This is a genomic window from Neorhizobium sp. T6_25 (assembly GCF_002968555.1).
GTDB lineage: Bacteria > Pseudomonadota > Alphaproteobacteria > Rhizobiales > Rhizobiaceae > Neorhizobium.
Map to the genome: position 1 here is coordinate 174,446 of NZ_PVBL01000004.1, position 26,370 is coordinate 200,815.

Here is a 26,370-nt window from a genome sequence, read left to right on the forward strand (position 1 = left end):
GATTCCTGACCGAATGAAAAACTCCCTCAGGCCTTTCGGTTCACCATGTAGACGCCCGCCACCACGATCACCGTGCCGACGATCATCGGCAGGGTCAGCGGTTCCCCGAAAAGGACGGCCGCCTCGATCGCCACCACCGGGGGCATCAAGTAGATGAGCGAGGCGGCCCGGGACACCTGGCCGCGGCGGATGAGGTAGAGCAGCAGGCCGACGGCGCCCATCGACAGGCCGAGGACCGACCAGGCCATGGCGAAGATCGCCTCATGCGTCCAGTCGAAGCGCAGGTTTTCAAGGCTGAGCGCCAGCGGGATGGTGACGATCAGCGCACCGACGAACTGCAGCGTGGCGATCGAAAACAGATCGCCCTCCTGCAGGTGCCGCTTCTGATAGAGCGTGCCGTAGGTAACCGACGTCATGGCGACGAGATTGATTAGCACCGGAACCGCAAGTCCGGCCAGTCCGCGCTCGAAGAGGTCGAGAAGCTGCGGTGAGATCGCGATCAGGATGCCGGCAAACCCGAGCGCCAGCCCGATCTTCTGCAAGGGCTTGATGCGCTCGCCGAGGAAAAGCGGCGCGACCATGGCGGTCAGCAGCGGCTGTAGGCCGGCGATGATGCCGGAAAGGCCGGCCGGCACGCCCTGCCCGATCGCATACCAGACGCCGGCGAGATAGAGCCCGTGCAGGAAAACACCCGAGAACATCGCATGGCCGAGCTGGGCCCGGCTCTTCGGCCATTTTGCCCGCGTGATCAGGCAGACCGCGAAAAACGCCATGGCGGCAAGGGCGTGCCGTCCGGCCAGGAACGTCAGGGGGTCGGCATGCACCGCCGCATATTTCGCGACGATCCAGCCCGTGGACCAAAGGAGGACGAAGAGGGCCGGAGCCAGGCGGTCGAGCATGATGGGGATGTCCGGCGGAGATTTCGGCAGCGGCCGTTTTCACGGAAGCCGCCTGCTTATTCCCACCCCGTTTCGTCGTCAAAGCAGAAAAACTGATGATTGCGATGAGCAGCGCTTGAACAATGCTTGGACATCACTTGGGGCAGATGATGTTTTTCAAGGCAGGAGGCTTATTCACCTCCTCCTAAAATAGGATGCTTGCCGCACGCTAGAATCAGCGCATTTACTGACAGGTGGAGCCTTGAGCCTGTATTTTTTTGACGCGCAGAATTCTTTTCCGCGAATTGCGCACAGTTCTTGCATTGCCTGCACCGTTGTACTCTTATGGCCAAAAAAGGGGAATGCGCCTTTGGCATTTGATGAAATGTTGACTGCGGAAAACCTTCCGCGACCGCCATACAAGACCTACCACGAATGGTATGCCAGTCAGGACGCTGCGCACCTGATCCGCAAAACCCAAGACGCGGAAAACATATTCAGAAAGACAGGCATCACATTCGCGGTCTACGGACACGCAGACAGTTCCGAAAAGCTCATCCCCTTCGACATCATTCCCCGCATCATCTCGGCTCGTGAATGGCGCAAGCTTGCGCAGGGCATCGAGCAGCGAGTCCTGGCGCTCAACGCCTTCCTCGACGACATCTACCACAAGCAGGAGATCATCAAGGCCGGCCGCATTCCCCGCGCGCTGATCGAGAGGAACGTCACCTTCCTTCCCGAAATGATCGGCTTCAAGCCGCCCGGCGGCGTCTACACCCACATCGTCGGCACCGACATCGTGCGCACCGGCGAGGACCAGTTCTACGTGCTGGAAGACAATGCCCGCACGCCATCCGGCGTTTCCTACATGCTGGAAAACCGGGAAACCATGATGCAGATGTTCCCCGAACTGTTCGCGCTGAACAAGGTGCAGCGGGTCGAGGACTATCCGCGGCTGCTGCGCCAGTCGCTCGCCTCGCTCGCGCCTCCCGGCTGCAAGGGCCGGCCACGCGTCGCGGTGCTGACGCCCGGCATCTTCAACTCTGCCTATTACGAACACTCGTTCCTCGCCGACCAGATGGGCGTCGAGCTCGTCGAGGGCGGCGATCTGCGCGTCATCGACGGCCGCGTCAAGATGCGCACGACAAGGGGCTACGAGGCGATCGACGTGCTCTACCGCCGCGTCGACGACGACTACCTCGACCCGATGACCTTTCGCGCGGATTCGGCGCTCGGCATTCCAGGCATCATGGACGTCTACCGGGCCGGCAACATCACCATCGCCAATGCGCCCGGCACCGGCATCTGCGACGACAAGGCGATCTATTCCTACATGCCCGAGATCGTCGAGTTCTATACGGGCCGCAAGGCGCTGCTCGAAAACGTGCCGACCTGGCGCTGTTCCGAGCCCGACAGCCTCAAATACGTGCTGGAGCACATCGAGGAACTGGTCATCAAGGAAGTGCACGGTTCGGGCGGCTACGGCATGCTGGTAGGCCCGACGGCGAGCAAGAAGGAGCGCACCGACTTCGCCGAGAAGCTGGCGGCAAGGCCCGACAACTACATCGCCCAGCCGACGCTGGCGCTGTCCACCGTGCCGATCTTCGTCAACAAGGGGATTGCCCCCCGCCACGTCGACCTGCGCCCCTATGTGCTGGTTTCCGACAAGGTGAAGATCATCCCCGGCGGCTTGACCCGCGTGGCCCTGAAACAGGGTTCGCTGGTGGTCAATTCCAGCCAGGGCGGCGGCACCAAGGACACCTGGGTACTGGAAGATTGAGGTCGTAGATACATGCTCGGAAGAACTGCAAACGGCCTCTACTGGATGTTCCGCTACATCGAGCGGGCGGAAAATATCGCCCGCCTCGTCGATGCCGGCCTGCGCGTATCGCTGACCCGCGCCGGCTCCTCCGACGAGGACTGGCACGGTGTGCTCGAAAGCGCCGGAGTTCGCGAAGCCTATTCGGAAGTGCATACCGAACTGACGGCGGCGGACGCCATCGACTACCTGCTGCGCGATCAGGCCAATCCGTCGAGCGTCATGTCCTGCATCGAATTCGGGCGTAACAACGCCCGCATGGTGCGCACCGCGCTGACCCGCGAGACCTGGGAGGCGACCAACGAATGCTGGATCGACCTCAAAGCCCGGCTCGCCCGCAAGCAGAAGGCGACCGACCTGCCGGAACTGATCGACGTCATCAAGCACCGCTGCGGCCTGATCCGCGGCGCCTTCCACGGCTCGATGCTGAGAAACGACCTCTACAATTTCTCGCGCATCGGCACCTTCATCGAGCGCGCCGACAATACCAGCCGCATTCTCGACGTGAAATATTATGTGCTGCTGCCGGCGATCAGCCAGGTCGGGTCGAAGCTCGACAACTACCAATGGGAATCGATTCTGCGCTCGGTTTCGGCCCACCGTTCCTACGGCTGGGTTTATGACGGCGAATATCAGTCAGCCAACATCGCCGACTTCCTCATCCTCAAAGTCCAGATGCCGCGCTCGCTCGCCTATTGTTACGAGAAGATCGTCAGCAATCTCGGCTATCTTGGGGAAACCTATGGGGAGCAGGTGAAGGCCCACGAGACAGCGGCAGCGATCCATTCGACGCTGAAGCGTGGCTCCATTTCCGACATCATGGACCAGGGCCTGCACGAATTCCTGGAGGATTTCGTCAGCCGCAACAACCAGCTCAGCGCCGAAATCTCCGAAGGCTACCGCTTTTATCAGTAGGCCCAACAGGCACAGGATTTACCGCACATGCGGCTGAAGATCTCCCATACGACCGAATATCTCTACGACGAGCCGGTGCCCTATTCGCTGCAGCGGCTCAGGCTGACGCCGACCGACGGTCCCGGCCAGAAGGTCGTCAACTGGTCGATCACCGTCGATGGCGCCAAGATCGAGGCGGGTTATGCCGACCAGTTCGGCAACCGCGTCGAGCTGGTCTCCACCGAGGGCACCGAACACATGATCCGCATCGTCGCCTCCGGCGAGGTGGAGACCCTCGACCGCGCCGGCGTGTTCGGCCCGCATCAGGGTTTCTGCCCGCTCTGGCTGTTCCTGCGCGAGACGGCGCTGACCAAGCCGGGCAAGCTCATCCGCGAACTCGCCAAAAGCCTGAAGGGCGACAGCGAGCTTGCAAAAATGCACGCGCTGATGGAAACGATCCATGAGACCGTTGCCTATGTGCCGGGTGCGACCGGCACCGAGACGACCGCCGAACAGGCGCTCGAGGCAAAGACCGGCGTCTGCCAGGACCATACCCATATCTTCATCACTGCCGCCCGCCTGCTGGATATCCCGGCGCGCTACATTTCCGGCTACCTGCTGATGGAAGGCGAGACCGAACAGGCCGCCACCCATGCCTGGGCGGAAGTGCATCTACCGGGCCTCGGCTGGGTCGGCTTCGACACGTCGAACAAGATCTGCCCGAACGACAGTTACGTGCGGGTCGCTTCCGGCCTCTGCTACCGCGACTGCGCCCCCGTCTCCGGCATGCGCCTCGGCCCGGCCGGCGAAAACCTCAAGGTCTCGCTGACGGTGGCGCAAACCCAAAGCCAGCAGGGCCAGACGCAGTCCCAAGGGTGACGGACGCGCAAAAACCGGGGCGCCTTCCGTCATGGCAGGCGTTCTCGGCAGGCCGTAAAATCACCTGCTCGGACCGCCCTGCGGCGCAACGGTTTGTTAACCATAGACGGCGTTGCCGGATTTCATAACCAATTCAAGGGTTGAAAGATCGCTCTAAGGCGGATCTTTATGCTGCATTGCGGCATGACTTATGCTGCGATGCGTGGGGCTGCGGGTTACCGAAACGCATGGCAATGCCATGCCTGAATGAGGATACCAGATGCTTGAGACGTCCAAGACCAAGCCGCAGGATCTCGAATCGATCGCGCGTCATGGCGGAACTTTCCGGCGAATCGCCGCACGCCTGCCCACCTACTTCACCGACCTGCGGGAAAACCCGGCTTGGCTTCCGATGTTCCTTTTGGCCCGGACAATTCCGTTCAGGCGGGCGCATTGGCTGACCGCCAGGCCCGTCTCGAAATCCGCGCCGAGGCAAACATCGATGTTCGGCGATATCGAAGCCGATATGGTCGCCGACGAACTCAGACGGAACGGGATTTTCACCGGCCTCGTCCTGCCCGATGCGATTCGGCAGGAGATCGCCCGTTTTGCATCCGAAACCCCTTGTTTCGGCAATTTCGAGCGGAAACTCGAATTCCGTGCCGGCGAACATGCGGAAGCGGAGCGCCGATTCGGTCGAGCGATCTTGAGCGGCCACCATTTCGAAAGGATCGCCGACTGCGAGGCGGCGGTCGCGGTGCAGCAGGATCCTCTTCTTCTGGATATCGCAAGGCACTACCTCGGTGGCGAAGCCAAGCTGATCACCACCCGGACGTGGTGGAGCTTTCCGACACAATCCGCTTCGGAGGCCGACCTCAGCCGCGCCTCCTTCAAGTTCCATTTCGATCTCGACGACTGGCGGATGCTGAAATTCTTCTTCTACCTGTCGAATGTCGATGAGGACGCTGGCCCGCACGTCTATATGCGCGGCAGCCACAACAAGCGGCGTCTCAAGCACCAGCTGACCCTGCTCGTCGGGCATCCGGCGGAAGAAGTGCTCGAATTCTACGGAGAGGAGAGCGCTGTCACCCTGACGGGCAAGGCCGGCTACGGGTTCGTCGAAGACCCCTTCGGCTTCCATATGGGGACGGTCGCCAAACATCACCCGAGGCTCATGATGGAAGTCGGGTTCGGCGTATCGAAGCCCTCAAAGCGCAGATACCACGGCGAACCCGTCGTGCGCTGAAACCAGCCTGACGCCTCGATGAGCCCCGGACGGGGCTCATCCGATCAGTCGCCGATATGCCCGCAAGCTCGACGCCACCTTCGCATGTTCTGGTCCCGCCCCATAAAAGAGGTGGCGCATGCTGTTTGGGCAATCGGTCTTCCAGTCGGTTCTGACGCGACTGAGGCAGGAGCATAGCGAAGACGAGGCCGAAGAGGCCGGCACGGGTTTCCGCATCAAGGGGCTCGGCATGGGTTTCGTCGCGCCGCAGGATGATGGCCCGGTGGTGACGGCCACCGGGACCGAGGCCTATTTCGCTTTCCTTCCGGACGTTACCGAGATCGCAATCGAATCGGTGCTAGCGCAAGAGGCGCCGCAAGAGCTACCGCCGGCACCGGTCATTCCCGCCCACCTGCTGCGGCTGACGACCGAGGAGATTGCCGCGGAGCTTGACATCACGGCTGCCGACACGGAGGCGACGCTCGGCGAAAAACGCCGGCATTTCGCCAAGGCCAACCATCCCGACGGGGTCGCACCGGAATTCCGGGAGAACGCCAATACCCGCATGAAAACCGCCAACCTGCTGATCGACACGGCGATCAAAGGCCTGTTCTGGCGCTAGCTCAAATCCTGGTCCTGCGGCTCGTCGACAGGTTTCTCCGCCGGCGGCTTTTTCCTTTCGATGAACAGCTTGTAGGCGGCATAGGCACCCATGGCGCCGACGATGACCGCCCAGAAGGGTTCTCCGGCAACCAGTTCGAATATCGCCCACGCGGCGCAGACCGCCGGGATCAGCACCCGGCGCCAGAGCGGCTCGTAGAAGGGATGGTTCGGATCGATCATAGTCTTAACTCCCGGCCAGTCGTTCGCCACCAGTCACTCGCCATAGGTCATTCCCCGGCGGTCTGCATGCTCTGGCGTGAACCGATGATATCCTGGTCGACGATCGAAAATGCAAGGTTGAGATGTCCCTCGAACACCAGGGAAGGTTCGTCCGGCACGACGGTCAGGCCCGGCATGCCGCCGAGCCGCACCACATGCGTCTGCGCCAGCCCCTCCTCTATGCCCGCCTGCAGCAGATCCTGATAGCGGGTGCCGGGACCGGTGATGAAGACCGGCATATGGCCATGCAGGCTGAGCAGCCGCGAGAGGCCATAGCCCAACGCCGCACCCGCATTGCGGAACGCGAGCTGTGCCATGCGATTGCCCTGCCGGGCCCGGGTGGCGATCTTGTCGATTTCGGCGACCGGCACGAATTTCGCGGGGATCGTATCCAGCGGCACCTCGAAGGCGGCGCGGAGAATAGCGTAGAAACCGGCATAGGCCTCGACGCAGCCGCGCGCACCGCAGCGACAAAGTCCGCCGTTCGGCATGTGCAGCATGTGCCCGAAATTGGGCGCGGAGATTTCAGGAACCCCGGCGGCAACCCGGCGCGCGATGCCGAGCCCGATGCTGTGGCCGAGCGAAAGCGCCGCGAGAACAGGCTCGCCGCCGCCCTGCGTCTTCACTTCCCGCTCGAGCAGCGCACCGGCTACCAACAGCGTCTCGTTGTTGAGGATGACCTTGGCGTGCCAGCCGCCTTTCAACGCCGCGGCAAAATCCACTGGCTGGGAACCGAAAACCGGCGACCAGACGAGCACCGGTTCGCTCGGATGCGCCAGCCCCTTGCTGCTGACCGATACGAGCAGCACGCTGCCGCGGTCGATGCGGGAGCGTTCGACCGCCCGTTCCAGGCCCGCCGAGATGGCTGCCAGGAAGGCTGCGGTGGCGCCCTCGCCGCGGGATTCGCTGAACCGGTCGAGCAGCGTGCCCGCATAATCGACCAGCGAATACTGGATCAGGTCCGACGAGATGATGACGGTGATGAGATAACCGCAATTGCGGCGCTGGCTGAACAGCACGCGGGGCCGTCCCCGGCCGACGGTCGCCTGCTGCTCGCTTTTTTCGATGATGCGGGCGCGCTCCAGATCGGCGGTGATCGAGGAGATCGTCGCCGACGCCAGCCCGGTCGCATCCGAGATTTCCGTATGCGCGAGCCGGCCGTGGCGACGCAGCGCAGACAGCACGAGCGCGCTGTTCTGCTGCCGGACCAGTTCCGTGCTCGATTTCGCCAGCATTCCGCCTACAGCCTCCCTCACTCCAACTGTCGATACGGCAGTGCCTTCCCCTCCACAAGTGCCGATTGACAGCCCTCGGAATCTCTGACATCTAATTTCTCGACTGTCGAGAAAAAAGCCGAATGCTTTCTCCGGCAGATCATCTGGCGGAGGGAGAGCACGGAGGCTAGCGCCCATCCGCCGTCACTCGGGAGGACATTATGAGATCATTCGTAAAGCTGATGGCCGGCGCGGCCATCCTCGTTTCCATGCATTCCGCCGCTATGGCAGCCGATCTCGTCGTCGGCGTTTCCTGGTCGAACTTCCAGGAAGAGCGTTGGAAGACTGACGAAGCCGCCATCAAGAAGGCACTTACGGCTGCCGGTGCCAAGTATATTTCCGCTGATGCCCAGTCGTCCGCCGCAAAGCAGCTCACCGACGTCGAGTCGCTGATCTCCCAGGGCGCCAACGCCCTGATCGTTCTGGCGCAGGATTCGAGCGCCATCGGCCCGGCTGTCGAAAAGGCAGCAGCCGAAGGCATTCCGGTCGTCGGTTACGACCGCCTGATCGAAAACCCGGCTGCGTTCTACATCACCTTCGACAACAAGGAAGTCGGCCGCCTGCAGGCGCAGGGCGTCTTCAAGGCGAAGCCTGAAGGCAACTACGTCTTCATCAAGGGTTCTTCTTCCGATCCGAACGCGGACTTCCTGTTCGCCGGCCAGATGGAAGTGCTGAAGGCTGCGATCGACGGCGGCAAGATCAAGAATGTCGGCGAAGCCTATACCGACGGCTGGAAGCCCGAAAACGCCCAGAAGAACATGGAACAGTTCCTGACCAAGAACAACAACAAGGTCGACGCGGTCGTCGCATCCAACGACGGCACTGCCGGCGGTGCGATCGCGGCGCTCGACGCTCAGGGCTTGGCAGGTTCGGTTCCGGTCTCCGGCCAGGACGCCGACAAGGCAGCCCTGAACCGCGTGGCGCTCGGCACCCAGACGGTTTCCGTCTGGAAGGACAGCCGAGAACTCGGCAAGAACGCCGCTGAAATCGCTCTGGCGCTTGCCGGCGGCAAGAAGCTGACCGAGATCAAGGGCGTCCAGACCTTCGAAGGCGGTCCGAAGAAGGTGAAGATGCAGTCGGTCTTCCTGAAGCCGCAGGCAATCACCAAGGACAACCTGAACGTCGTCATCGAGGCGGGCTGGATCAGCAAGGCTGAAGCCTGCCAGGGCGTCAAGGCCGGCGCAGTGGCTGCCTGCAAGTAACGCATGGCTTTGCGCAGACGATAAACTCACCGACGCCGCAGCACTTCTGCCGCGGCGTCGGTTTTCGGCGTAAGATGGCGCGGCCGCATAAAAGGTACCCCCGGCGGGTTACCCGGCGGCTGAACGTCGCGCAGGCGCGATCCGGCACGAGATCTTCGAGCCGCAGCGTCTCGCTAAAGTGGGGAACGGCGAATCATGGCCGAGACAATACAGTCCACAACGAATTCCAAGACATCGGGAGCGGCAGGACAGGCGGAAGGCAATATCATTGCCCGCTTCTTCCGCGCGACCGAGATCGACACGCGCATGCTCGGCATGATCGGCGCGCTGCTGATCATCTGGGTCGGGTTCCATATCCTGACGGGCGGCCTCTTCCTGACGCCGCGCAACCTCTGGAACCTCTCGGTGCAGACCGCCTCGGTCGCCGTCATGGCGACCGGCATGGTGCTGGTCATCGTCACCCGCAACATCGACCTTTCGGTGGGTTCGATCCTCGGTTTCACCGGCATGATCATGGGCGTGCTGCAGGCCCGGCTCCTGCCGGAACTGTTCGGCTTCAACCACCCGGCCATCTGGATCATCACGCTGGCCGGCGGCATCGCCATCGGAGCGCTGATCGGTACGCTGCAGGGCTCCATCATCGCCTTTCTCGGCGTGCCCTCGTTCATCGTGACGCTCGGCGGTCTGCTCATCTGGCGCGGCGCCACCTGGTTCGTGACGAGCGGCCAGACGGTGGCTCCGATGGACGTCAACTTCCGTCTGATGGGCGGCGGCACCGAAGGCTCGATCGGCGCCACCTGGAGCTGGGTCGTCGGCATCATCGCCTGTCTCGCCATCATCGCGGCGATCATCAACGCCCGCCGACAGCGCAAGCGATTCTCCTTCCCGCGCCGCCCGGTCTGGGCCGAATACGTGCTGGTCGCGCTCGGCTGCATCGTCGTGCTCGGCGCGGTTTATATCGCCAACAATTATTACTGGCCGATCGCCATCGCCCGCCGGTACGCCGAGGCAAACAACATCGCCTGGCCGGAAGGCGGGCTGCTGATCTCGCAGGGGATCGCCATCCCGGTGCTGATTGCAATCGCGGTCGGCATCGTCATGACCTTCATCGCCACCCGCCTGCGCTTCGGCCGCTATGTCTTCGCCATCGGCGGTAACCCGGAAGCGGCGGAACTCGCCGGCATCAAGACCCGCTGGGTGACGGTCAAGATCTTCGCGCTGATGGGCATGCTCTGCGCCATCGCCGCCGCGATCTCTACCGCCCGCCTCAACGCCGCCACCAATGCGCAAGGGGAGCTCGACGAACTCTACACGATCGCCGCAGCCGTGATCGGCGGCACTTCGCTTGCCGGCGGCATGGGGTCGATCGCCGGCGCCATGCTCGGCGCGCTCGTCATGCAGTCGCTTCAGTCCGGCATGGTGCTGCTCGGCATCGACTCGCCGTTCCAGCGCATCGTCGTCGGCATGGTGCTCGTCACCGCTGTCTGGCTCGACACCGTCTATCGCTCTCGCGCCAAATAACAGGAGTTTTCATCGTGACGGAACAAACCACTCCGCTCGTGGAAATGAAGAACATTTCCATCTCCTTCGGCGGGATCCACGCTGTCGAGAATGCCTCGGTCGATCTTTTCCCCGGCGAGGTCGTGGCGCTGCTGGGCCATAACGGTGCCGGAAAATCGACGCTGATCAAGATCCTGTCGGGCGCATACAAGCGCGACAACGGCGACATCATGATCAACGGCGAGACCGCCGACATCCGCAACCCGCGCGACGCCAAGAAATACGGCATCGAGACGATCTACCAAACGCTTGCCGTTGCCGACAATGTCGATGCCGCCGCCAACCTCTATCTCGGCCGCGAACTGCAGACAAAATGGGGCACGCTCGACGACGTCGCCATGGAGGCCAGCGCCCGCGAGGTGATGGGGCGCCTGAACCCCAACTTCAAGCGCTTCAAGGAACCGGTGAAGGCGCTTTCCGGCGGTCAGCGGCAATCGGTGGCGATTGCCCGCGCGATCCTGTTCGACGCCCGCATCCTGATCATGGACGAGCCGACTGCAGCGCTCGGACCCCAGGAGACGGCGCAGGTGGGCGACCTCATCAAGCAGCTGAAGCGCGAAGGCATCGGCATCTTCCTGATCAGCCACGACATCCACGATGTCTTCGACCTCGCCGACCGCGTCTTCGTGATGAAGAACGGCAAGGTGGTCGGCCATGCCCGCACCGAGGACGTCACCAAGGACGAGGTGCTCGGCATGATCATCCTCGGCAAGGTGCCGCCCGGCGCCACGCCAGGCCCCGGCGCCATGAAGGTGGTGTGACTGCCAGACGGAATTGCGCCTGCCCTTTGAAGCCCGCCGCTGATCAAGGGTAGCGCAGAGGCGGAACCGGGCTCTTTCCCGGTTCCGCCTTATCGCTTGAAGGCGAATCGCGCCGTGCTGCGACATCGGCTGGCCAAGGCCGGCTGCCGCATGTTCCGGAGATTGCCGGATCTCGGAACTCCTCTCCTCCCTCGACGTTGGCTTTTCAGAAACCGAAAATGTCGGAGGACTGGACATGGCTGAAGATCGGACTGCACAGGAAACCGTCGAACACTCGGAAAAGCGGATGAAAACGGCCCAGCAACCGCCGGCAGGGCCGCATGCCAAGGACCATCTGATCGACAGGGACAAAACGCCCGGTGCCGGTTCGCTGCCCGAGCCCAATGCGAAAGAGGTGGATGCGGGATCCGATTGACCGGCGCATCCTCCTCCAGCTCTTCATCTGCGACGCAGTAACGCTTGCCCGTGCGGGCCTGGATCGCTAACACCGCTTGAGACGATCAGAGCGAGCGAGCCAAACGGGCATGGCGGACGAAACCATCACACTTTACGAGGCGATCGGCGGCGACGCGACGGTGCGGGCGCTGGTGAGACGCTTTTACGGCCTGATGGACACGCTGCCGGAAGCGGCCCACTGCCGCGCGGTCCATCCGCCGAGCCTCGAAGGCAGCGAGGCGAAACTTTACGATTATCTGACCGGCTATCTCGGCGGGCCTCCGGTCTATGTGGAAAAACACGGCCACCCGAGGCTGCGCTCGCGCCATTTCGGGGCGGCGATCGGGCCTCTCGAACGCGATGAATGGATGCTCTGCTTCCGCCGCGCGATGGACGAGACGATCGAAAACCCGAAACTGCGCCAGATCATCTGGCCGCCCATCGAGCGGCTGGCCTTCCACATGCAGAACAAGGAATAGGCCGTTGCAAAGACTCGACAATATCAGGCCGTTGATTCTGTTTGTGAGCGGCCTGATGGGCGCGGCCGGCGTGGCGCTGGCGGCAGCGGCAAGCCACGGCGGCGATACGGTTTTCCTCGGCTCCGCCTCGACCATGTGCCTGGCACATGCCCCGGTCCTGCTGGCGCTCTATCTCGGCCACCGGCATTTTCGCACGGCAACGCCTGGCGCACTGGTGCTCGGTCTCGGCACGGTCATCTTCGCGGGTGATCTCGTCTCCCGGCACTATCTCGGCGATCGGCTGTTTCCGATGGCCGCGCCGGTGGGCGGAACAGGGATGATGCTGGGCTGGCTGATCATCGCGGCCGGGGCGTTTTTGAGGGTGCGGGAGGTTTAAGGCTCCTCGTTCTCTTCTCCACAGAGGCAAGAAAAGGGGTGGAACGCCACCGCGCACTCCCTCTTCTCCCCAGCGGGGAGAAGTGCCGAGCGTATGCAAGGCGATGAGGGGGCCCACGCGTTCGGCAACTAAGTTGTGGCTTCGCCCCCCTCATCCGACCCGTCGGGCCACCTTCTCCACGCTGGGGAGAAGAGGGAGCGCCAATTGGGCCTACCGCTTGAACGCTAGTACCCGGGCGCTATCGCTGCTGGAGGCTTCTGCGGGAGCCGCCCGAACCGTCTTCGGCAGCACCACTACGTTGGTCATATCCGCAGCCGCTTCCGCCCGCCTTGTCAGCAGCGCGTAAAGTTCCGGAACCAGGCCGTCGCCGTTCTGTTCGGCGAGCTTGTGGAGGCCGATGAAAAGGCTGGTGTCACGACGTTCTTCGTTCATCATTGCGTTCCTTCATGGTCTGAAGCGCCCGCTCCAGACTGGATTTTGAGCCGTTGCGAAGCGGCACGAAGGCGACACCGAACTTCTTGCAGCCGGTCTTCACCCTCAGACACGCATCGTGGCTGATACAGTCGATGGGGCAGAAGACGCAGTCGACCGAGGGCAGCACGGTATCGATGCGGGAAACCGCTTCACGCAAACCGCCGTCGTGGTGGATAAGTTCCGCGCCGAAATTGCTGGCGATCTCCCTCAGGTGCGCCACCTGACAGTCACGGCCGCCGACATAGAGAAAGCTACGGACGTCGGTGACAGCCGGCCCCCGCGTTTCGGCGCCTTTCGGCGCCGCGCCGGAATTGCCATGTCTGTGCTTCTGCTTCTTGGCCATATGCCCCTCGCCGCCGATTCTGCTGAACCGCAGTTCCTCGATGGCCGGCACCATATTAAAGTTGATTTTCAGAGTAAAGATTAAAGTGGACTCTTTTTATCATGATATATCGGGCGCCCTGATACGGCCTGCCCAAGGCAAAAATTTACCGTTTGATAAATTTTTATGCTGTGGTACCTTTTGCCCAATAGTTGTCCATGAATCCATAAAAGAGGGAACTTAGGATGGAACGACTGGGAAACGGTCCGAAGGCCGGAATCGAGGCTGGCCGCCTTGCCGCTGCCGACTATGAGGCGAATTTCGCCGATCTCCACCCGCGTCTCGACAGGCACGAGGCGCTGGTCGAATCCGATCGCTGTTATTTCTGCTACGACGCGCCATGCATGACGGCCTGTCCCACCTCCATCGATATCCCGCTGTTCATAAGACAAATACAGACCGGCAATCCGATCGGTTCGGCGAAGACTATCTTCGACCAGAATATTCTGGGCGGCATGTGCGCCCGCGTCTGTCCCACCGAGACGCTCTGCGAACAGGCCTGCGTGCGCAACACCGCCGAGGACAAGCCGGTCGAGATCGGCAAGCTGCAGCGTTATTCCACCGACATCGCCATGGAACAGGGCCGGCAGTTCTATAGCCGCAAAGCTTCGACCGGAAAGACGGTCGCCGTGGTCGGCGCCGGTCCCGCCGGCCTTGCCGCCGCACACCGGCTCGCCATGCACGGCCATTCGGTGGTGATCCTCGAAGCCCGCGAAAAGGCCGGCGGCCTCAACGAATACGGCATCGCCACCTACAAGGCCGTCGACGATTTCGCCGCCCGCGAGGTGGATTACGTCACCGCGATCGGCGGCATCGAGATCAGGAACGGCCAGGCGCTCGGCCGGGATTTCTCGCTTTCCGACCTGACCACGCAATATGACGCCGTTTTCCTCGGCATGGGTCTTGCTGGCGTCAATGGCCTCGGTATCGAGGGTGAAGCGCTGACGGGCGTTGAGGACGCAGTCGATTTCATCGCCGCCCTTCGCCAAGCAAAGGACAGGAGCGTGCTGCCGATCGGCCGGCGCGTCGTCGTTCTTGGCGGCGGCATGACCGCCATCGATGCCGCCATCCAGTCGAAGCTGCTCGGCGCCGAAGAGGTGACGATCTGCTATCGCCGCGGCAAGGACAACATGAACGCCTCGCCTTACGAACAGGATCTTGCGACGGCCAACGGCGTCATCATCCGCCATTGGCTGGCGCCGAAATCGATCATCGGCAAGGACGGCAAGGTGGCCGGCATCGAGGTGGAATATACCGCGATCCGCGACGGCCGGCTGATCGGCACCGGCGAGACCGGCGTCATCGCCGCCGACCAGATCTTCAAGGCCATCGGCCAGACCTTTTCCGCCTCGGGCCTCGGCGCGCTGCAGTTCGAAAAGGGCAAGATATCAGTCGATCCCGAGGGCCGCACCTCGATCGAGGGCGTGTGGGCCGGCGGCGACTGCATCGGCACCGGCGAAGACCTGACCGTCTCGGCCGTCGCGCAGGGGCGCGACGCCGCGGAAAGCATCGCAAAAGCCCTGGCTGCCGCAGCGCAGCCGGCAACCGCAGTGGCTTGAGGGAGAACGACAATGGCTGATATCCGCAACAATTTCGTCGGCATCAAATCCCCCAACCCGTTCTGGCTGGCGTCGGCGCCGCCGACCGACAAGGCCTACAATGTCGAGCGCGCCTTCAAGGCAGGCTGGGGCGGCGTGGTCTGGAAGACGCTCGGCGAGGAAGGTCCCCCGGTCGTCAACGTCAACGGCCCGCGCTACGGCGCCATCTGGGGCGCCGACCGCCGCCTGCTCGGCTTGAACAATATCGAGTTGATCACCGACCGCGACCTCTACACAAACCTTCGCGAGATGAAGGAAGTGAAGAAGAAATGGCCGGACAGGGCAATCGTCGCCTCGATCATGATCCCTTGCGAGGAACAGGCGTGGAAGGCGATCCTGCCGCTGGTCGAAGAGACTGAAGTCGACGGCATCGAGCTCAATTTCGGCTGTCCGCACGGCATGTCCGAACGCGGCATGGGCTCCGCGGTCGGCCAGGTGCCGGAATATATCGAAATGGTGGTGCGCTGGTGCAAGCAGTATACCCGCATGCCTGTTATCACCAAGCTGACGCCCAATATCAGCGATATCCGCCACCCCGCCCGCGCCGCCAAGCGCGGCGGCACCGACGCCGTCTCGCTGATCAACACGATCTCCTCGATCATCTCCGTTGATCTCGACACCTTCTCGCCCAACCCGTCGGTCGGCGGCAAGGGCAGCCATGGCGGTTATTGCGGCCCGGCGGTCAAGCCGATCGCGCTCAACATGGTCGCCGAAATCGCCCGCGATCCGGAGACCTACGGCCTGCCGATCTCCGGCATCGGCGGCATCACCACCTGGCGCGACGCGGCCGAGTTCCTGGCGCTCGGCGCCGGCAACGTGCAGGTCTGCACCGCGGCGATGACCTACGGCTTCAAGATCGTCGAGGAGATGATCACCGGTCTTTCCGACTGGATGGACGAGAAGGGCCATCGCTCGCTCGACGACATCATCTGTCGCGCGGTGCCCAATGTCACCGACTGGCAATATCTCAACCTCAACTACATCGCCAAGGCGCATATCGACCAGGACGCCTGCATCAAGTGCGGCCGCTGCCACATCGCCTGCGAGGACACCTCCCACCAGGCGATCACCAGCATGGTCGACGGCGTTCGCCATTTCGAGGTGATGGAAGAGGAATGCGTCGGCTGCAATCTCTGCGTCAACGTCTGTCCCGTCGAAAACTGCATCACCATGGAAGCCCTGCCCGCCGGCGAACTGGACAAGCGCACCGGCAAGGTGGTCGATCCGACCTACGCCAACTGGACCCAGCACCCGAACAACCCGATGACAAGGCAGGCCGCCGAGTAGGCCATATCCTATGCCCCGGTCAGCTCGGCCGGGGCATTTTCGTTCTGGCGCTCCTGATCAGCGATGCCATGCGATCGCGCGCGAGCGCGGCCTTGTCGAGCTTGAGGTGTTCGCTGAATTCCACCGAGCCGTGTTCCGGCGTCTTCAAAAGGCAGCGGTAGTGCATGCCGCCCTCCCCGTCGCTTTCCGCCTCGACCGTTGGCGATGGCAGGCGGTCGGGGTCGATACGCTCCTCGTCATGGGTCCAGAGCCAACGGCGGGTGACGATCCAGCTGCCATCGCTTTCCTGCCGGACCGAGACGATCGGCCGGGCAAGGGATCCGGATGCCAGCCAGCCGCCCAGCCCCCAGAAGAAGGCGAGGATGAGCGCCCTGAGGGGCTCCTGCGCTACGCCGCTGTTGCGGAAAAACACCCAGGTCATCCATCCGAGAATGGCGAACCAGGCGACGATGAAAAGCCAGCCGTATAGCGGCCGCAGGTTCCTAAAAAGCAGTCTCTCCATGGCTTTTGCCTCCCAAGACTTCTTTCGATGCGGCGATTGTACCACGACCCGGAGCGTATGCGAATTGCCTGGAGACGGACGTACGAACGCAAAGAGGCCCGGCGGTTACCGGGCCTTCTTCGTCTGTGTGTAATGTTGGTCAGTTCGGGCGGTTTGCGCCTTCAAAATAGTCGCCGCGGCCGATCGGAGCTGGGATCTGGTTGGCGTTCTGCTGATCCTTGCCGATGCTGCCGGTCTGAACATGATCGACGGTAGCGGAAGCCTTGGAGGCGCCTTCGTAATAGTCGCCTTCAGCAAGAGCGACGGAAGCGAACGAGGCCGAAGCGATAAGGGCTGCGGCGATAGCGGAAGTGATCTTGGTCATGATGGTAGTCCTTTCAGAGTGACCCGCGGCTTTGAGTTTGCGACCTGGCCTGCGGAGATTGTTTCGGTATCTTGAATGAGCTGCAATTAGTTCGGGCGGTTTGCGCCGTCGAAATAGTCGCCGCTGTTGACGTCGGCCTGGATCTTGTCGTTCTGGCCGATGCTGCCGGTGCTGATGCGATCAACGGTGGCCGAAGCGGCAGGAGCGTTCTGGACACCCTGGTAATAGTCGCCTTCGGCAAGAGCGGCAGAGCCGAACGAAGCCGAAGCGATGAGGGCTGCGGCGATGGCGGAGGAAATTCTGTTCATTGTCTTCTTCCTTGCATGTGGTGGGTCGAGTTTCTCGAAGCCCCTCTGTGTGTCTGATCTTGTCTTTCGAAGCTCGTTGCCGCGCTTCTGATGCTCAAGATGGTGCAACACGGCCGCCGGGAATAGACAGCAAGTTGCAGACGTATTGTTCGCAGATACTGAACGACTTAAATTTTATCGTTCACACAAGGCGCGCACTTACGTGGGGGATCAGCGGGAGCTGTCTTCAGCGGGCTCGTTCAACAGGTCGAGCATGGCGCGCAGCGCCCGGGTGACGTGCCGCTCACCATGAAAGATCGCCGAGAACTGACGGAGCGGCATCGGGAAATCCGCTATGTGAAGCCGGCCGGAGAAGGAGTGGGACGATGCTGCCCGGCTTGAAAGCACCGTCGCGCTCAACCCCGCCTCCACCGCCGCCATCGCCGCTTCGTTCGACGGCATTTCAAGGACAACGGACAATGACTGCGGTTCGATTCCGAGATTGGTGAGCTGCGCCTCGAAGGCGGAACGCGTGCCGGATCCCAGTTCGCGCATGATCCAGTTGGTTTCGAGAAGATCGCTCGAGCGGATTTTTCGCCCGTCCGCCCAGGGGTGGCGGCTGCCTACGACCAGCACCAGCCGGTCCTCCGCCACCTTGCGGCGCTTGAGCCCCGCCAGAAATACCTCGCCTTCGACGACCGCGAGTTCCGCCGCCCCGGTCAGCACCGCTTCGGCCGCGCTCTGGGTATTGCCGACGGTAAGCCGCAGGTCGACGCGCGGAAACCGCTCGTGATAACTGACGAGCCGGGCCGGCAGCCAGTAGCTCGCGACCGTCTGGCTGGCATGGATCCGCAGGATGCCCGAGGCCGACCCGCCGAGATCGGCAAGCACGTGCTCGGCGGTCTGTGCCCGCTCCAAAACGGCGCGCGCCTCCGGCACAAAGAGTTTTCCCGCTTCGGTGAGTTCGATCCGCCGCCCGACCCGGTTGAACAGGATTACGGCATGCCGTGCCTCCAGCGCCGAGATCGCTGCACTCACCGCCGACTGGGTGAGGTTCAGCGCCTCCGCCGCACGGGTCACATGTTCGCGGGCGGCGACTTCCAGAAAAATTCGGAGCTGATCGAGGGTCATCGTTCAAAACCATTCGCTTTTAACGAACGATATCAGAAAACTTATCAATTGGATTTGTGTTTCTGGAAAAGGGAGAATGATTTTCGACGAATAGAGACCCTCGTGGAAAAATCATGAAGCCGATCCAGCCGACTGCGGAACAGCGCGCCCACCTCTCCTCTCCCTATTGGCCGGCTTTCGCCCAGCTTCTTCCCGGACTTCTGCTGACCGCCGCGATTGCGACGGTCGCCCTCACCGTCCGCTACCTGACAGGCTGGATGACGCTGAGCCCGCTCATCCTGTCGATCGTCTTCGGCATGCTGATCCGCAACGCCTTGCCGGTTCCGGCAGCTGTCGAGCCCGGCATCGGCTTTTCGCTGAAGCGTATCCTGCGCTTCGGCATCGTGCTGCTCGGCCTGCAGGTAACCGCAGGCCAGATCCTCTCGCTCGGCGGCGCTGGTCTGGCGATGGTGGCCCTGACGCTGGTGACCACCTTCGTGGCGATCCGGCTGGTCGGCCGAGCGATGGGGGTTGATCGCTCGCTGACCGACCTGATTGCCGCCGGCACCTCGGTCTGCGGCGCCTCGGCGGTCATCGCCGCCAATACGGTGGTGCGTGGCAAGCAGGAGCATGTCGCCTACGCCGTTGCCTGCGTGACTTTGTTCGGATCGCTGTCGATGCTTGCCTATCCGCTGCTCGCCGCCCCGCTCGGGCTCGACGCACGCGGTTACGGATTGTGGAGCGGCTCCACCATCCATGAGGTCGCACAGGTGGTGGCCGCCGCCTTCCAGGGCGGCGATGTCGCCGGGCAGTTCGGCACCATCTCCAAGCTCGCCCGCGTCGTCATGCTGGCACCGCTGATCATGACGCTGGCGCTCGCCATGCGCTCTGGCGCGGACGGTACATCGAAGGCCTCGGCGCCCATGCCGTGGTTCGTTCTCGGCTTTATCGCGATGATGCTGATCAACAGCGCCGTCGCCATTCCGGCAGAGGTGAGCCAGACGCTCGTGACCGCGACCAGCTTCCTGCTGTCGATGGCGCTTGCGGCCATGGGACTGCAGACCGACATCCGCAAGCTGAAGGCGGAAGGCTGGCGGCCGCTCGCGCTCGGCGCATTCGGCTGGCTGTTCATCGCGGTTTTCGGCTACGCGATGCTGAAGCTGTTCGCGTTCTGAGGAAAATCAGATCGAAAGAACGAGGGCCGCGTCATCCAATGGCGCGGCCTTTCGTCATCTATGGGTCAGCATGGCTTCGGCTGGTCGTTCTTCGGGCCGGAATCCCGCACCGCCTCGTCATGGTACCAGCAATTGGTATCGACAACGCTCAAGGCAACTTCGTGGATTCCGGTCGGCACGGTCCGGCCATCCTCGAGCCGCCGCCTTGGGCGGACCGGGAACTGGTAGATGGTTGCCGACTCACGATGGATGTGAATTGCCATCCTATCGTCTCCTAACTTCAAAAGTGCATTCAAACACGCACAGAGCACAAATCTGCACATTTTTTGTGCTTATTGCATGATTTTATATCATTTTTCCGACTCGCGCTAGGCGCTAATTTAGCGGCAGCGCGGTCCCGGCGATCTATTTTGCTCGCAGGAACCTCCGGCGGGGAAACGTGCGCCAACCGAACCCGGTTCCGAGCAATCTGGATAGAACCTTTAAAACTCGGAGATTTCATGAGACCGTGCTGATCTACCGGACCTTTAGTCCCTCCCGGCGCTCCCCCCGCGGCCCTTCGTTCACACTTTTTTAATCCAAAACCGTCGCTCCGATGCAAACTGGCACGGGAAATGCGTTCTTCTGGTTACCCCGGAGGCGCGGTATCGTTGCGATGCCGCTTCCTCAGGATGGCTCAACCATGAACGTCACGGCCTGAGAGATAAAATATGACCAAGTATAAGCTCGAGTACATCTGGCTCGACGGGTACACCCCGGTACCGAACCTGCGTGGCAAGACGCAGATCAAGGAATTCGACACCTTCCCGACGCTCGAACAGCTGCCGCTGTGGGGCTTCGACGGTTCGTCGACCATGCAGGCCGAAGGCCGCTCGTCCGATTGCGTGCTGAAGCCGGTTGCGCTTTATCCCGATCCGGCCCGCACCAACGGCGCGCTGGTCATGTGCGAAGTCATGATGCCGGATGGCGTCACGCCGCATGCGACCAACGCCCGCGCGACCATCCTCGACGACGAGGACGCCTGGTTCGGTTTCGAGCAGGAATACTTCTTCTACCAGAACGGCCGTCCGCTCGGCTTCCCGGAACAGGGCTACCCGGCTCCGCAGGGCCCGTATTACACCGGCGTCGGCTATTCGAACGTTGGTGACGTCGCCCGCGAAATCGTCGAAGAACATCTCGACCTCTGCCTCGCCGCCGGCATCAACCACGAAGGCATCAATGCCGAAGTGGCCAAGGGCCAGTGGGAATTCCAGGTTTTCGGCAAGGGCTCCAAGAAGGCCGCCGACCAGATCTGGATGGCACGCTACCTGCTGCAGCGCCTGACTGAAAAGTACGGCATCGACATCGAATACCACTGCAAGCCGCTCGGCGACACCGACTGGAACGGCTCGGGCATGCACTGCAACTTCTCCACCAAGTACATGCGCGAAGTTGGCGGCAAGGACTATTTCGAAGCGCTGATGGCTGCTTTCGACAAGAACCTGATGGACCACATCGCCGTCTACGGCCCGGACAACGACAAGCGCCTGACCGGCAAGCACGAAACGGCTCCGTGGAACAAGTTCTCCTACGGCGTTGCCGACCGCGGTGCCTCGATCCGCGTGCCGCATTCGTTCGTCAAGAACGACTACAAGGGCTATCTGGAAGATCGCCGTCCGAACTCCCAGGGCGACCCCTACCAGATCGCTTCCCAGGTTCTGAAGACGATCGCCGAAGTCCCGACCAACCGGGCTTCCGCCGCCGCCTGATACCAGGCCCGGCAATCAATAAGTAAGAAGACGCCGGCCTCAGCGCCGGCGTTTTTCGTTTTCGGATTTACGAAGGAATCTCAGGCGTTGCGCGCCCGCAGCCCGTCAATGAAGAGCTGCTCCAGAAACCGCGCTGCATCCTCGAAACGCCCCTCGCCCGCATAGTCCTGGCCGAGCACGGCGCGCACCTGCACGTCGAAGTCGGCATAATGCTGGGTCGTCGACCAGATCGAGAAGATCAGGTGGTAGGGATCGCATTTGGCGATCTTGCCGGACCGCGCCCAGGCGCGGATCACCTCCGCTTTTTCGTCGACAAGCGCCTTCAGCGGGCCTTTCAGCTCATCCTCGATATGCGGCGCGCCCTGCAGCACTTCGTTGGCGAAAAGCCGGCTTTCGCGGGGGAAATCGCGGGCCATTTCGAGCTTGCGGCGGATATAGGAGCGGATCTCGGATTCAGGGCTGCCCTCGGCGTTGAACGCACGCAACGGCTCCAGCCAGGTGAACAGAACCCGGTCGATCAGGTGACGGTGGATCGCCTCCTTGGTACGGAAATAATAGAGCAGATTGGGCTTCGACATGCCGGCCGCATCGGCGATCTGGTCGATCGTGGCGCCGCGGAAACCGTTCTGGGAAAATACGTCGAGCGCCGCTTCGAGGATGCGTTCCTCCTTCTCCTCCTGAATGCGGGTGCGTCTCTGCGTCTTCGCCGCCCTTGGGATGGCCATGCCTGTCCTTGCCCTCTTCCGCGTCCACCCGGCGCTTTGGAAATTCCTCTGGATTTTTCGTGATTTTCGTCTTGAGTGGAGCCGAGGAAATTGTAATGTTTTACCAAGCGGTCAAATTATCGGCGACAAGCAGAATAAACGCAATGCCGATCTTCGCATGCCTCTTTTCAAAGCGGGCGCGCGGAGGACCATGGGAACGAAAAACATGCCGCCCGCACGGGTGGACGTGAAAACAGGCGAGGACTGAAAAATGGTGGCAGCACCCGGCGAGAACTTGCGCATCAACGGCGATCGTCTGTGGGACATGCTCATGGACATGGCAAAGATCGGCCCCGGCATTGCCGGCGGCAACAATCGCCAGACGCTGACCGATGCGGACGGCGAAGGCCGCCACCTCTTCAAGACATGGTGCGAGGCCGAAGGAATGACGGTCGGCGTCGACAGGATGGGCACGATGTTCGCCACCCGCGCCGGCACCGATCCGGACGCCCTGCCGGTCTATGTCGGTAGCCATCTCGACACCCAGCCGACCGGCGGCAAATATGACGGCGTGCTCGGCGTGCTCGGCGCGCTGGAAGTGGTCCGCACCATGAACGACCTCGGCATCAGGACGAAACATCCGATCGTCGTCACCAACTGGGCGAACGAAGAAGGCGCGCGTTTCGCCCCGGCCATGCTGGCATCGGGGGTGTTCGCCGGCGTTCACTCGATCGACTACGCCTATGGCCGCAAGGATCCGGACGGCAAGACCTATGGCGACGAGCTGAAGCGCATCGGCTGGCTCGGCGACGAAGAGGTCGGCGCCCGAAAGATGCATGCCTATTTCGAATACCATATCGAACAGGGGCCGATCCTTGAGGCGGAGAACAAGCAGATCGGCGTCGTCACCCACTGTCAGGGCCTCTGGTGGCTGGAATTCACGCTGACCGGCCGCGAGGCGCATACCGGCTCGACGCCGATGAACCTGCGCGTCAATGCCGGCCTTGCCTTCGGCCGCATCCTCGAAATGGTGCAGGCGGTGGCGATGTCCGAACAGCCGGGCGCCGTCGGCGGGGTGGGCCAGGTGTTCTTCTCGCCGAATTCCCGCAACGTGCTGCCGGGCAAGGTGGTGTTCACCGTCGATATCCGCACGCCATCCCAGGAAAAGCTCGACCGCATGCGGGCGACGATCGAGAAACAGGCGGTCGAAATCTGCGAGCCGCTCGGCGTCGGCTGTTCTGTCGAGGCGGTCGGCCATTTCGACCCGGTGACCTTCGATCCGGTCCTGGTCGGCCGTGTTCGCGAAGCGGCCGAAAAGCTCGGCTACAGCCATATGAACATCATCTCCGGCGCCGGCCACGACGCCTGCTGGGCCGCCAAGGTGGCACCCTCGACGATGATCATGTGCCCCTGCGTCGGCGGGCTTTCGCACAACGAAGCGGAAGAGATTTCCAAGGAATGGGCGGCGGCGGGGGCGGATGTGCTGTTCCATGCCGTGCTGGAGACGGCGGAGATTGTGGAGTAGCATCGTCACCGCCACTTCAAGACAGGAACCGGACAATGGGACGACCGAGGGAAATATCACCCGAAGAACGGGCCGAACTGATCCGCCAGGGATACCGGCCGATTGAGATCTGGGTACCGGACCTCACCCACGAAGCCTTCCGCCGACAGGCGGAGGAAGAAATGCGCCGGATCGCAGACGCGGATGCGAAAGAAGACATTGAGGACTGGATCGAAGCCGTTGGCCCAACGGATTGGGACAAGCCGTGAAGCTGAGCCGAGGAGACGTCGTGATCGCGGTTTTTCCCGGTGAACTTGGCAAACCTCGGCCCGCCGTCATTCTTCAGGCTGACGAGTTTCTCGTGACCTATACGACGGCTCTTGCCTGCCCTTTGACGACCCATCTGCTTGAGGCACCGCTTCTTCGGCCGATCATCGAGCCCAGTGCTCAGAACGGACTTCAATATCCGTCGCAGGTCATGGTCGAAAAGATCACGCCGGTCAGAAAAGAGGTCATCGGCCAGCGGATCGGCCGATTGGCCGACAGCGACATGAGGCAGATCGAAGTTGCGCTCGTCCACATCACTGGCTTGACGCACACCATCGCGCCCGTAAGGGAACCGACAAGAAAAGGGGAACAACAATGACCACAGTCATCAAGGGTGGAACCATCGTCACGGCCGACCTGACCTACAAGGCGGACGTGAAGATCGACGGCGGCCGGATCATCGAGATCGGCCCGAACCTTTTCGGCGACACCACGCTCGACGCCGCCGGCTGTTACGTCATGCCGGGCGGGATCGATCCGCATGTGCATTTGGAAATGCCATTCATGGGCACCTATTCCGCCGACGATTTCGAGAGCGGCACGCGGGCAGCACTTGCCGGCGGCACCACCATGGTGGTCGATTTCTGCCTGCCCGAGCCCGGCCAGTCCCTCCTCGACGCGCTGAAGCGCTGGGACAACAAGGCGACCCGCGCCAATTGTGACTATTCCTTCCACATGTCGGTCACCTGGTGGGGCGAGCAGGTCTTCAACGAGATGAAAGCGGTCGTCGCGCATCACGGCATCAACACCTTCAAGCACTTCATGGCCTACAAGGGCGCGTTGATGGTGAACGACGACGAGATGTTCGCCTCGTTCTCGCGCTGCGCCGAACTCGGTGCCCTGCCGCTCGTTCATGCCGAAAACGGCGACGTCGTTGCCGCCATGCAGACCAAGCTGATGGACGAGGGCAATAACGGGCCAGAGGCACACGCCTATTCCCGTCCCGCCTCCGTCGAAGGCGAGGCGACCAACCGCGCCATCATCATTGCCGACATGGCAGGCGTGCCCCTCTATGTCGTCCACACATCCTGCGAGCAGGCCCATGAAGCGATCCGCCGCGCCCGCCAGAACGGCATGCGCGTTTATGGCGAGCCGCTGATCCAGCACCTGACGCTCGACGAGAGCGAATATTTCAACAAGGACTGGGACCATTCGGCCCGCCGGGTGATGAGCCCACCCTTCCGCAGCAAGCAGCATCAGGACAGCCTCTGGGCGGGCCTCGCCTCCGGCTCGCTGCAGGTGGTAGCAACCGACCACTGCGCGTTCACGACCGACCAGAAGCGCACCGGTCTCGGCGATTTCAGAAAGATCCCGAATGGAACCGGCGGCCTCGAAGACCGGCTGCCGATGCTGTGGACGCATGGCGTCGCAACCGGCCGCATCACCATGAACGAGTTCGTGGCAGTGACCTCCACCAACATAGCGAAAATCCTCAACATCTATCCGAGGAAGGGCGCGATCCTGGTCGGCGCCGACGCAGATATCGTCGTTCTCGATCCGAACAAGTCGAAGACCATTTCGGCCAAGACCCAGCAGTCGGCGATCGACTACAACGTCTTCGAGGGCAAGGAAGTCACCGGTCTGCCGCGCTACACGTTGACCCGCGGCGTGGTCGCGATCGAGGACGGGGCGATCAGGACGCAGGAAGGCCACGGCCAGTTCGTCAAGCGCGAGCCTTATCCGGCGGTCAACAAGGCGCTGTCGACCTGGAAGGAACTGACCTCGCCGCGCAAGGTGGAACGCGCAGGCATTCCGGCCAGCGGGGTTTGAACGGGAAACGATGTCCTTTCCGCAGAGGTCACCCCTTCACCAAGCCGTCCAGCTCCGGCAGCAGCACCACGCTTTCCTGTTCGTTCGGGTCGGTGCGGGCGATGACCGCCGAACAGGGCGCGTCGGAAATGTTGGCCGGCAGATGCGGGACGCCGGCGGGGATATACATCATCTCGCCGGCCGAGAGTTCGGCGCATTCCTCCAGCCGGTCGCCGTACCAGGTGATGGCCGAGCCGGAGAGCACGTAGATGGCCGTCTCGTGGGTTTCATGCAGATGGGCCTTCGCCCGCGCGCCTGGCGGGATGGTGACAAGATGCATGCAAATGCCCTTGGAGCCGACCGTTTCCGCCGCGATCCCCTCGAAATAGCTCAGGCCCTGCTTGCCGTCGTAGGCCGCACCGGGCTTGACGACACGGCAGGTGGGTTTTGATGCACTGTCCATCGCCAGGTTCCTCCGTCGAACGGGATCCGCCGCCAGCATATCACGCCGGCTCA

32 protein-coding genes are annotated in these 26,370 nt (G+C 62.3%); 20 read left to right on the forward strand and 12 right to left on the reverse strand.

All coding sequences use genetic code 11. From position 1 onward, the window contains the following. Window positions 1-26 precede the first annotated feature (26 nt). Window positions 27-902: a DMT family transporter gene (locus tag C5L10_RS07330; protein ID WP_105429102.1), complete on the reverse strand. Its 876-nt coding sequence runs from the start codon at window positions 900-902 to the stop codon at window positions 27-29. 346 nt (window positions 903-1,248) lie between these two features. Between C5L10_RS07330 and C5L10_RS07335 the strand changes: the two genes are divergently transcribed. The 5 genes from C5L10_RS07335 (at window position 1,249) to C5L10_RS07355 (ending at window position 6,296) form a co-directional block, all read left to right on the forward strand. Next, complete coding sequence (locus C5L10_RS07335; protein WP_105400380.1) at window positions 1,249-2,658, forward strand: circularly permuted type 2 ATP-grasp protein; 1,410 nt, start codon at window positions 1,249-1,251, stop codon at window positions 2,656-2,658. 12 nt (window positions 2,659-2,670) lie between these two features. Then, entirely contained in the window at window positions 2,671-3,612 is a 942-nt protein-coding gene (locus tag C5L10_RS07340) for an alpha-E domain-containing protein (protein ID WP_105429103.1), read from the forward strand. A gap of 27 nt (window positions 3,613-3,639) precedes the next feature. After that, complete coding sequence (locus C5L10_RS07345) at window positions 3,640-4,470, forward strand: transglutaminase family protein (RefSeq protein WP_105429104.1); 831 nt, start codon at window positions 3,640-3,642, stop codon at window positions 4,468-4,470. 259 nt (window positions 4,471-4,729) lie between these two features. After that, complete coding sequence (locus C5L10_RS07350; RefSeq protein ID WP_105429105.1) at window positions 4,730-5,695, forward strand: hypothetical protein; 966 nt, start codon at window positions 4,730-4,732, stop codon at window positions 5,693-5,695. A 118-nt stretch (window positions 5,696-5,813) separates the two neighbouring features. Next, window positions 5,814-6,296, forward strand: a complete 483-nt coding sequence (locus C5L10_RS07355; RefSeq protein WP_105429106.1) for a hypothetical protein — start codon at window positions 5,814-5,816, stop codon at window positions 6,294-6,296. Here C5L10_RS07355 and C5L10_RS07360 read toward each other — a convergent pair. Beyond that, window positions 6,293-6,517, reverse strand: a complete 225-nt coding sequence (locus C5L10_RS07360; protein ID WP_105429107.1) for a hypothetical protein — start codon at window positions 6,515-6,517, stop codon at window positions 6,293-6,295. The genes C5L10_RS07355 and C5L10_RS07360 overlap by 4 nt on opposite strands. Before the next feature lie 47 nt (window positions 6,518-6,564). Next, window positions 6,565-7,791, reverse strand: coding sequence for an ROK family transcriptional regulator (locus C5L10_RS07365; RefSeq protein ID WP_105429108.1), 1,227 nt, complete (start codon window positions 7,789-7,791; stop codon window positions 6,565-6,567). 200 nt (window positions 7,792-7,991) lie between these two features. Here C5L10_RS07365 and xylF point away from each other — a divergent pair, with 200 nt between their 5' ends. The 6 genes from xylF to C5L10_RS07395 all read left to right on the forward strand — a co-directional run bounded on the left by xylF (window position 7,992) and on the right by C5L10_RS07395 (window position 12,643). Then, on the forward strand, window positions 7,992-9,032 hold the full coding sequence (gene xylF, locus C5L10_RS07370; RefSeq protein WP_046635217.1) for a D-xylose ABC transporter substrate-binding protein: 1,041 nt from the start codon (window positions 7,992-7,994) through the stop codon (window positions 9,030-9,032). A 195-nt stretch (window positions 9,033-9,227) separates the two neighbouring features. Next, window positions 9,228-10,553 (forward strand): sugar ABC transporter permease, encoded by a 1,326-nt coding sequence (locus tag C5L10_RS07375; RefSeq protein WP_046666658.1) that lies wholly within the window; start codon window positions 9,228-9,230, stop codon window positions 10,551-10,553. 14 nt (window positions 10,554-10,567) lie between these two features. Next, complete coding sequence (locus C5L10_RS07380; RefSeq protein ID WP_046635213.1) at window positions 10,568-11,353, forward strand: ATP-binding cassette domain-containing protein; 786 nt, start codon at window positions 10,568-10,570, stop codon at window positions 11,351-11,353. A 235-nt stretch (window positions 11,354-11,588) separates the two neighbouring features. After that, entirely contained in the window at window positions 11,589-11,768 is a 180-nt protein-coding gene (locus tag C5L10_RS07385; RefSeq protein ID WP_105429109.1) for a hypothetical protein, read from the forward strand. A 109-nt stretch (window positions 11,769-11,877) separates the two neighbouring features. Further along, entirely contained in the window at window positions 11,878-12,267 is a 390-nt protein-coding gene (locus tag C5L10_RS07390; protein WP_105429110.1) for a group II truncated hemoglobin, read from the forward strand. 55 nt (window positions 12,268-12,322) lie between these two features. Continuing rightward, window positions 12,323-12,643 carry a DUF423 domain-containing protein gene (locus C5L10_RS07395; RefSeq protein ID WP_245447953.1) on the forward strand — a complete coding sequence of 107 codons (321 nt, stop codon included), beginning with the start codon at window positions 12,323-12,325 and terminating at the stop codon, window positions 12,641-12,643. Between the two features lie 210 nt (window positions 12,644-12,853). Here the strand turns inward: C5L10_RS07395 and C5L10_RS07400 are convergent, their stop codons facing one another. Both C5L10_RS07400 and C5L10_RS07405 read right to left on the reverse strand, forming a co-directional pair. Further along, window positions 12,854-13,075 carry a hypothetical protein gene (locus C5L10_RS07400; RefSeq protein ID WP_105429112.1) on the reverse strand — a complete coding sequence of 74 codons (222 nt, stop codon included), beginning with the start codon at window positions 13,073-13,075 and terminating at the stop codon, window positions 12,854-12,856. Further along, entirely contained in the window at window positions 13,056-13,460 is a 405-nt protein-coding gene (locus tag C5L10_RS07405; protein WP_105416537.1) for a DUF2325 domain-containing protein, read from the reverse strand. The genes C5L10_RS07400 and C5L10_RS07405 overlap by 20 nt, the downstream gene beginning before the upstream one ends. Before the next feature lie 224 nt (window positions 13,461-13,684). Here C5L10_RS07405 and C5L10_RS07410 point away from each other — a divergent pair, with 224 nt between their 5' ends. Next, entirely contained in the window at window positions 13,685-15,058 is a 1,374-nt protein-coding gene (locus C5L10_RS07410; protein ID WP_105429113.1) for an NAD(P)-dependent oxidoreductase, read from the forward strand. Window positions 15,059-15,070: 12 nt separating this feature from the next. Then, window positions 15,071-16,384, forward strand: coding sequence for an NAD-dependent dihydropyrimidine dehydrogenase subunit PreA (preA, locus tag C5L10_RS07415; RefSeq protein ID WP_105429114.1), 1,314 nt, complete (start codon window positions 15,071-15,073; stop codon window positions 16,382-16,384). Between the two features lie 19 nt (window positions 16,385-16,403). Here the strand turns inward: preA and C5L10_RS07420 are convergent, their stop codons facing one another. From C5L10_RS07420 to C5L10_RS07435, 4 genes are all read right to left on the reverse strand, one after another. Then, window positions 16,404-16,886, reverse strand: a complete 483-nt coding sequence (locus tag C5L10_RS07420) for a hypothetical protein (protein WP_105429115.1) — start codon at window positions 16,884-16,886, stop codon at window positions 16,404-16,406. A gap of 139 nt (window positions 16,887-17,025) precedes the next feature. After that, window positions 17,026-17,250 carry a hypothetical protein gene (locus C5L10_RS07425; RefSeq protein ID WP_105429116.1) on the reverse strand — a complete coding sequence of 75 codons (225 nt, stop codon included), beginning with the start codon at window positions 17,248-17,250 and terminating at the stop codon, window positions 17,026-17,028. Between the two features lie 86 nt (window positions 17,251-17,336). Continuing rightward, window positions 17,337-17,558 carry a DUF680 domain-containing protein gene (locus C5L10_RS07430; RefSeq protein WP_105429117.1) on the reverse strand — a complete coding sequence of 74 codons (222 nt, stop codon included), beginning with the start codon at window positions 17,556-17,558 and terminating at the stop codon, window positions 17,337-17,339. A 210-nt stretch (window positions 17,559-17,768) separates the two neighbouring features. Beyond that, on the reverse strand, window positions 17,769-18,668 hold the full coding sequence (locus C5L10_RS07435) for a LysR substrate-binding domain-containing protein (protein ID WP_105429118.1): 900 nt from the start codon (window positions 18,666-18,668) through the stop codon (window positions 17,769-17,771). A 113-nt stretch (window positions 18,669-18,781) separates the two neighbouring features. Here C5L10_RS07435 and C5L10_RS07440 point away from each other — a divergent pair, with 113 nt between their 5' ends. Further along, entirely contained in the window at window positions 18,782-19,822 is a 1,041-nt protein-coding gene (locus C5L10_RS07440; RefSeq protein ID WP_105429119.1) for a YeiH family protein, read from the forward strand. Between the two features lie 65 nt (window positions 19,823-19,887). On the opposite strand, the gene C5L10_RS07445 is transcribed toward C5L10_RS07440, so the two are convergent. Next, window positions 19,888-20,085, reverse strand: a complete 198-nt coding sequence (locus C5L10_RS07445; RefSeq protein ID WP_105429120.1) for a DUF2735 domain-containing protein — start codon at window positions 20,083-20,085, stop codon at window positions 19,888-19,890. 447 nt (window positions 20,086-20,532) lie between these two features. Here C5L10_RS07445 and C5L10_RS07450 point away from each other — a divergent pair, with 447 nt between their 5' ends. After that, a complete protein-coding gene (locus C5L10_RS07450) occupies window positions 20,533-21,570 on the forward strand; it encodes a glutamine synthetase beta-grasp domain-containing protein (protein ID WP_046603692.1) in 1,038 nt (345 codons plus the stop codon). An 80-nt stretch (window positions 21,571-21,650) separates the two neighbouring features. Here the strand turns inward: C5L10_RS07450 and C5L10_RS07455 are convergent, their stop codons facing one another. Then, complete coding sequence (locus C5L10_RS07455; RefSeq protein WP_105429121.1) at window positions 21,651-22,295, reverse strand: TetR family transcriptional regulator C-terminal domain-containing protein; 645 nt, start codon at window positions 22,293-22,295, stop codon at window positions 21,651-21,653. Here C5L10_RS07455 and C5L10_RS07460 point away from each other — a divergent pair. The 5 genes from C5L10_RS07460 to hydA are packed head-to-tail and all read left to right on the forward strand — an operon-like array spanning window position 22,294 to window position 25,875. Next, window positions 22,294-22,542: a hypothetical protein gene (locus C5L10_RS07460; RefSeq protein WP_105429122.1), complete on the forward strand. Its 249-nt coding sequence runs from the start codon at window positions 22,294-22,296 to the stop codon at window positions 22,540-22,542. The two genes, C5L10_RS07455 and C5L10_RS07460, sit on opposite strands and share 2 nt — an antisense overlap. 3 nt (window positions 22,543-22,545) lie before the next feature. Then, window positions 22,546-23,799 (forward strand): Zn-dependent hydrolase, encoded by a 1,254-nt coding sequence (locus C5L10_RS07465; RefSeq protein ID WP_105429123.1) that lies wholly within the window; start codon window positions 22,546-22,548, stop codon window positions 23,797-23,799. Between the two features lie 35 nt (window positions 23,800-23,834). Further along, window positions 23,835-24,047 (forward strand): antitoxin MazE-like protein, encoded by a 213-nt coding sequence (locus tag C5L10_RS07470; protein WP_172716935.1) that lies wholly within the window; start codon window positions 23,835-23,837, stop codon window positions 24,045-24,047. Window positions 24,048-24,067: 20 nt separating this feature from the next. Continuing rightward, on the forward strand, window positions 24,068-24,424 hold the full coding sequence (locus tag C5L10_RS07475; RefSeq protein ID WP_172716936.1) for a type II toxin-antitoxin system PemK/MazF family toxin: 357 nt from the start codon (window positions 24,068-24,070) through the stop codon (window positions 24,422-24,424). After that, window positions 24,421-25,875: a dihydropyrimidinase gene (gene hydA / locus C5L10_RS07480; protein ID WP_105429126.1), complete on the forward strand. Its 1,455-nt coding sequence runs from the start codon at window positions 24,421-24,423 to the stop codon at window positions 25,873-25,875. Before C5L10_RS07475 ends, hydA begins: the two co-directional genes overlap by 4 nt. A gap of 28 nt (window positions 25,876-25,903) precedes the next feature. On the opposite strand, the gene C5L10_RS07485 is transcribed toward hydA, so the two are convergent. Next, window positions 25,904-26,317, reverse strand: coding sequence for a cupin domain-containing protein (locus C5L10_RS07485; RefSeq protein ID WP_105429127.1), 414 nt, complete (start codon window positions 26,315-26,317; stop codon window positions 25,904-25,906). Window positions 26,318-26,370 lie beyond the last annotated feature (53 nt).

Coding starts and splice junctions, on each gene's coding strand:
- C5L10_RS07435 (WP_105429118.1), bottom strand. CDS start 18,668: ATGACCCTCGATCAGCTCCGAATTTTTCTGGAAGTCGCCGCCCGCGAA.
- C5L10_RS07400 (WP_105429112.1), bottom strand. CDS start 13,075: ATGAACGAAGAACGTCGTGACACCAGCCTTTTCATCGGCCTCCACAAG.
- C5L10_RS07430 (WP_105429117.1), bottom strand. CDS start 17,558: ATGAACAGAATTTCCTCCGCCATCGCCGCAGCCCTCATCGCTTCGGCT.
- C5L10_RS07455 (WP_105429121.1), bottom strand. CDS start 22,295: ATGGCCATCCCAAGGGCGGCGAAGACGCAGAGACGCACCCGCATTCAG.
- C5L10_RS07465 (WP_105429123.1), top strand. CDS start 22,546: ATGGTGGCAGCACCCGGCGAGAACTTGCGCATCAACGGCGATCGTCTG.
- C5L10_RS07395 (WP_245447953.1), top strand. CDS start 12,323: ATGGGCGCGGCCGGCGTGGCGCTGGCGGCAGCGGCAAGCCACGGCGGC.
- C5L10_RS07460 (WP_105429122.1), top strand. CDS start 22,294: ATGCCTGTCCTTGCCCTCTTCCGCGTCCACCCGGCGCTTTGGAAATTC.
- xylF (WP_046635217.1), top strand. CDS start 7,992: ATGAGATCATTCGTAAAGCTGATGGCCGGCGCGGCCATCCTCGTTTCC.
- C5L10_RS07410 (WP_105429113.1), top strand. CDS start 13,685: ATGGAACGACTGGGAAACGGTCCGAAGGCCGGAATCGAGGCTGGCCGC.
- C5L10_RS07425 (WP_105429116.1), bottom strand. CDS start 17,250: ATGACCAAGATCACTTCCGCTATCGCCGCAGCCCTTATCGCTTCGGCC.
- C5L10_RS07365 (WP_105429108.1), bottom strand. CDS start 7,791: ATGCTGGCGAAATCGAGCACGGAACTGGTCCGGCAGCAGAACAGCGCG.
- C5L10_RS07470 (WP_172716935.1), top strand. CDS start 23,835: ATGGGACGACCGAGGGAAATATCACCCGAAGAACGGGCCGAACTGATC.
- C5L10_RS07385 (WP_105429109.1), top strand. CDS start 11,589: ATGGCTGAAGATCGGACTGCACAGGAAACCGTCGAACACTCGGAAAAG.
- C5L10_RS07440 (WP_105429119.1), top strand. CDS start 18,782: ATGAAGCCGATCCAGCCGACTGCGGAACAGCGCGCCCACCTCTCCTCT.
- C5L10_RS07350 (WP_105429105.1), top strand. CDS start 4,730: ATGCTTGAGACGTCCAAGACCAAGCCGCAGGATCTCGAATCGATCGCG.
- C5L10_RS07445 (WP_105429120.1), bottom strand. CDS start 20,085: ATGGCAATTCACATCCATCGTGAGTCGGCAACCATCTACCAGTTCCCG.
- C5L10_RS07345 (WP_105429104.1), top strand. CDS start 3,640: ATGCGGCTGAAGATCTCCCATACGACCGAATATCTCTACGACGAGCCG.
- hydA (WP_105429126.1), top strand. CDS start 24,421: ATGACCACAGTCATCAAGGGTGGAACCATCGTCACGGCCGACCTGACC.
- C5L10_RS07420 (WP_105429115.1), bottom strand. CDS start 16,886: ATGGAGAGACTGCTTTTTAGGAACCTGCGGCCGCTATACGGCTGGCTT.
- C5L10_RS07355 (WP_105429106.1), top strand. CDS start 5,814: ATGCTGTTTGGGCAATCGGTCTTCCAGTCGGTTCTGACGCGACTGAGG.
- C5L10_RS07390 (WP_105429110.1), top strand. CDS start 11,878: ATGGCGGACGAAACCATCACACTTTACGAGGCGATCGGCGGCGACGCG.
- C5L10_RS07375 (WP_046666658.1), top strand. CDS start 9,228: ATGGCCGAGACAATACAGTCCACAACGAATTCCAAGACATCGGGAGCG.
- C5L10_RS07340 (WP_105429103.1), top strand. CDS start 2,671: ATGCTCGGAAGAACTGCAAACGGCCTCTACTGGATGTTCCGCTACATC.
- C5L10_RS07485 (WP_105429127.1), bottom strand. CDS start 26,317: ATGGACAGTGCATCAAAACCCACCTGCCGTGTCGTCAAGCCCGGTGCG.
- C5L10_RS07405 (WP_105416537.1), bottom strand. CDS start 13,460: ATGGCCAAGAAGCAGAAGCACAGACATGGCAATTCCGGCGCGGCGCCG.
- C5L10_RS07360 (WP_105429107.1), bottom strand. CDS start 6,517: ATGATCGATCCGAACCATCCCTTCTACGAGCCGCTCTGGCGCCGGGTG.
- C5L10_RS07450 (WP_046603692.1), top strand. CDS start 20,533: ATGACCAAGTATAAGCTCGAGTACATCTGGCTCGACGGGTACACCCCG.
- preA (WP_105429114.1), top strand. CDS start 15,071: ATGGCTGATATCCGCAACAATTTCGTCGGCATCAAATCCCCCAACCCG.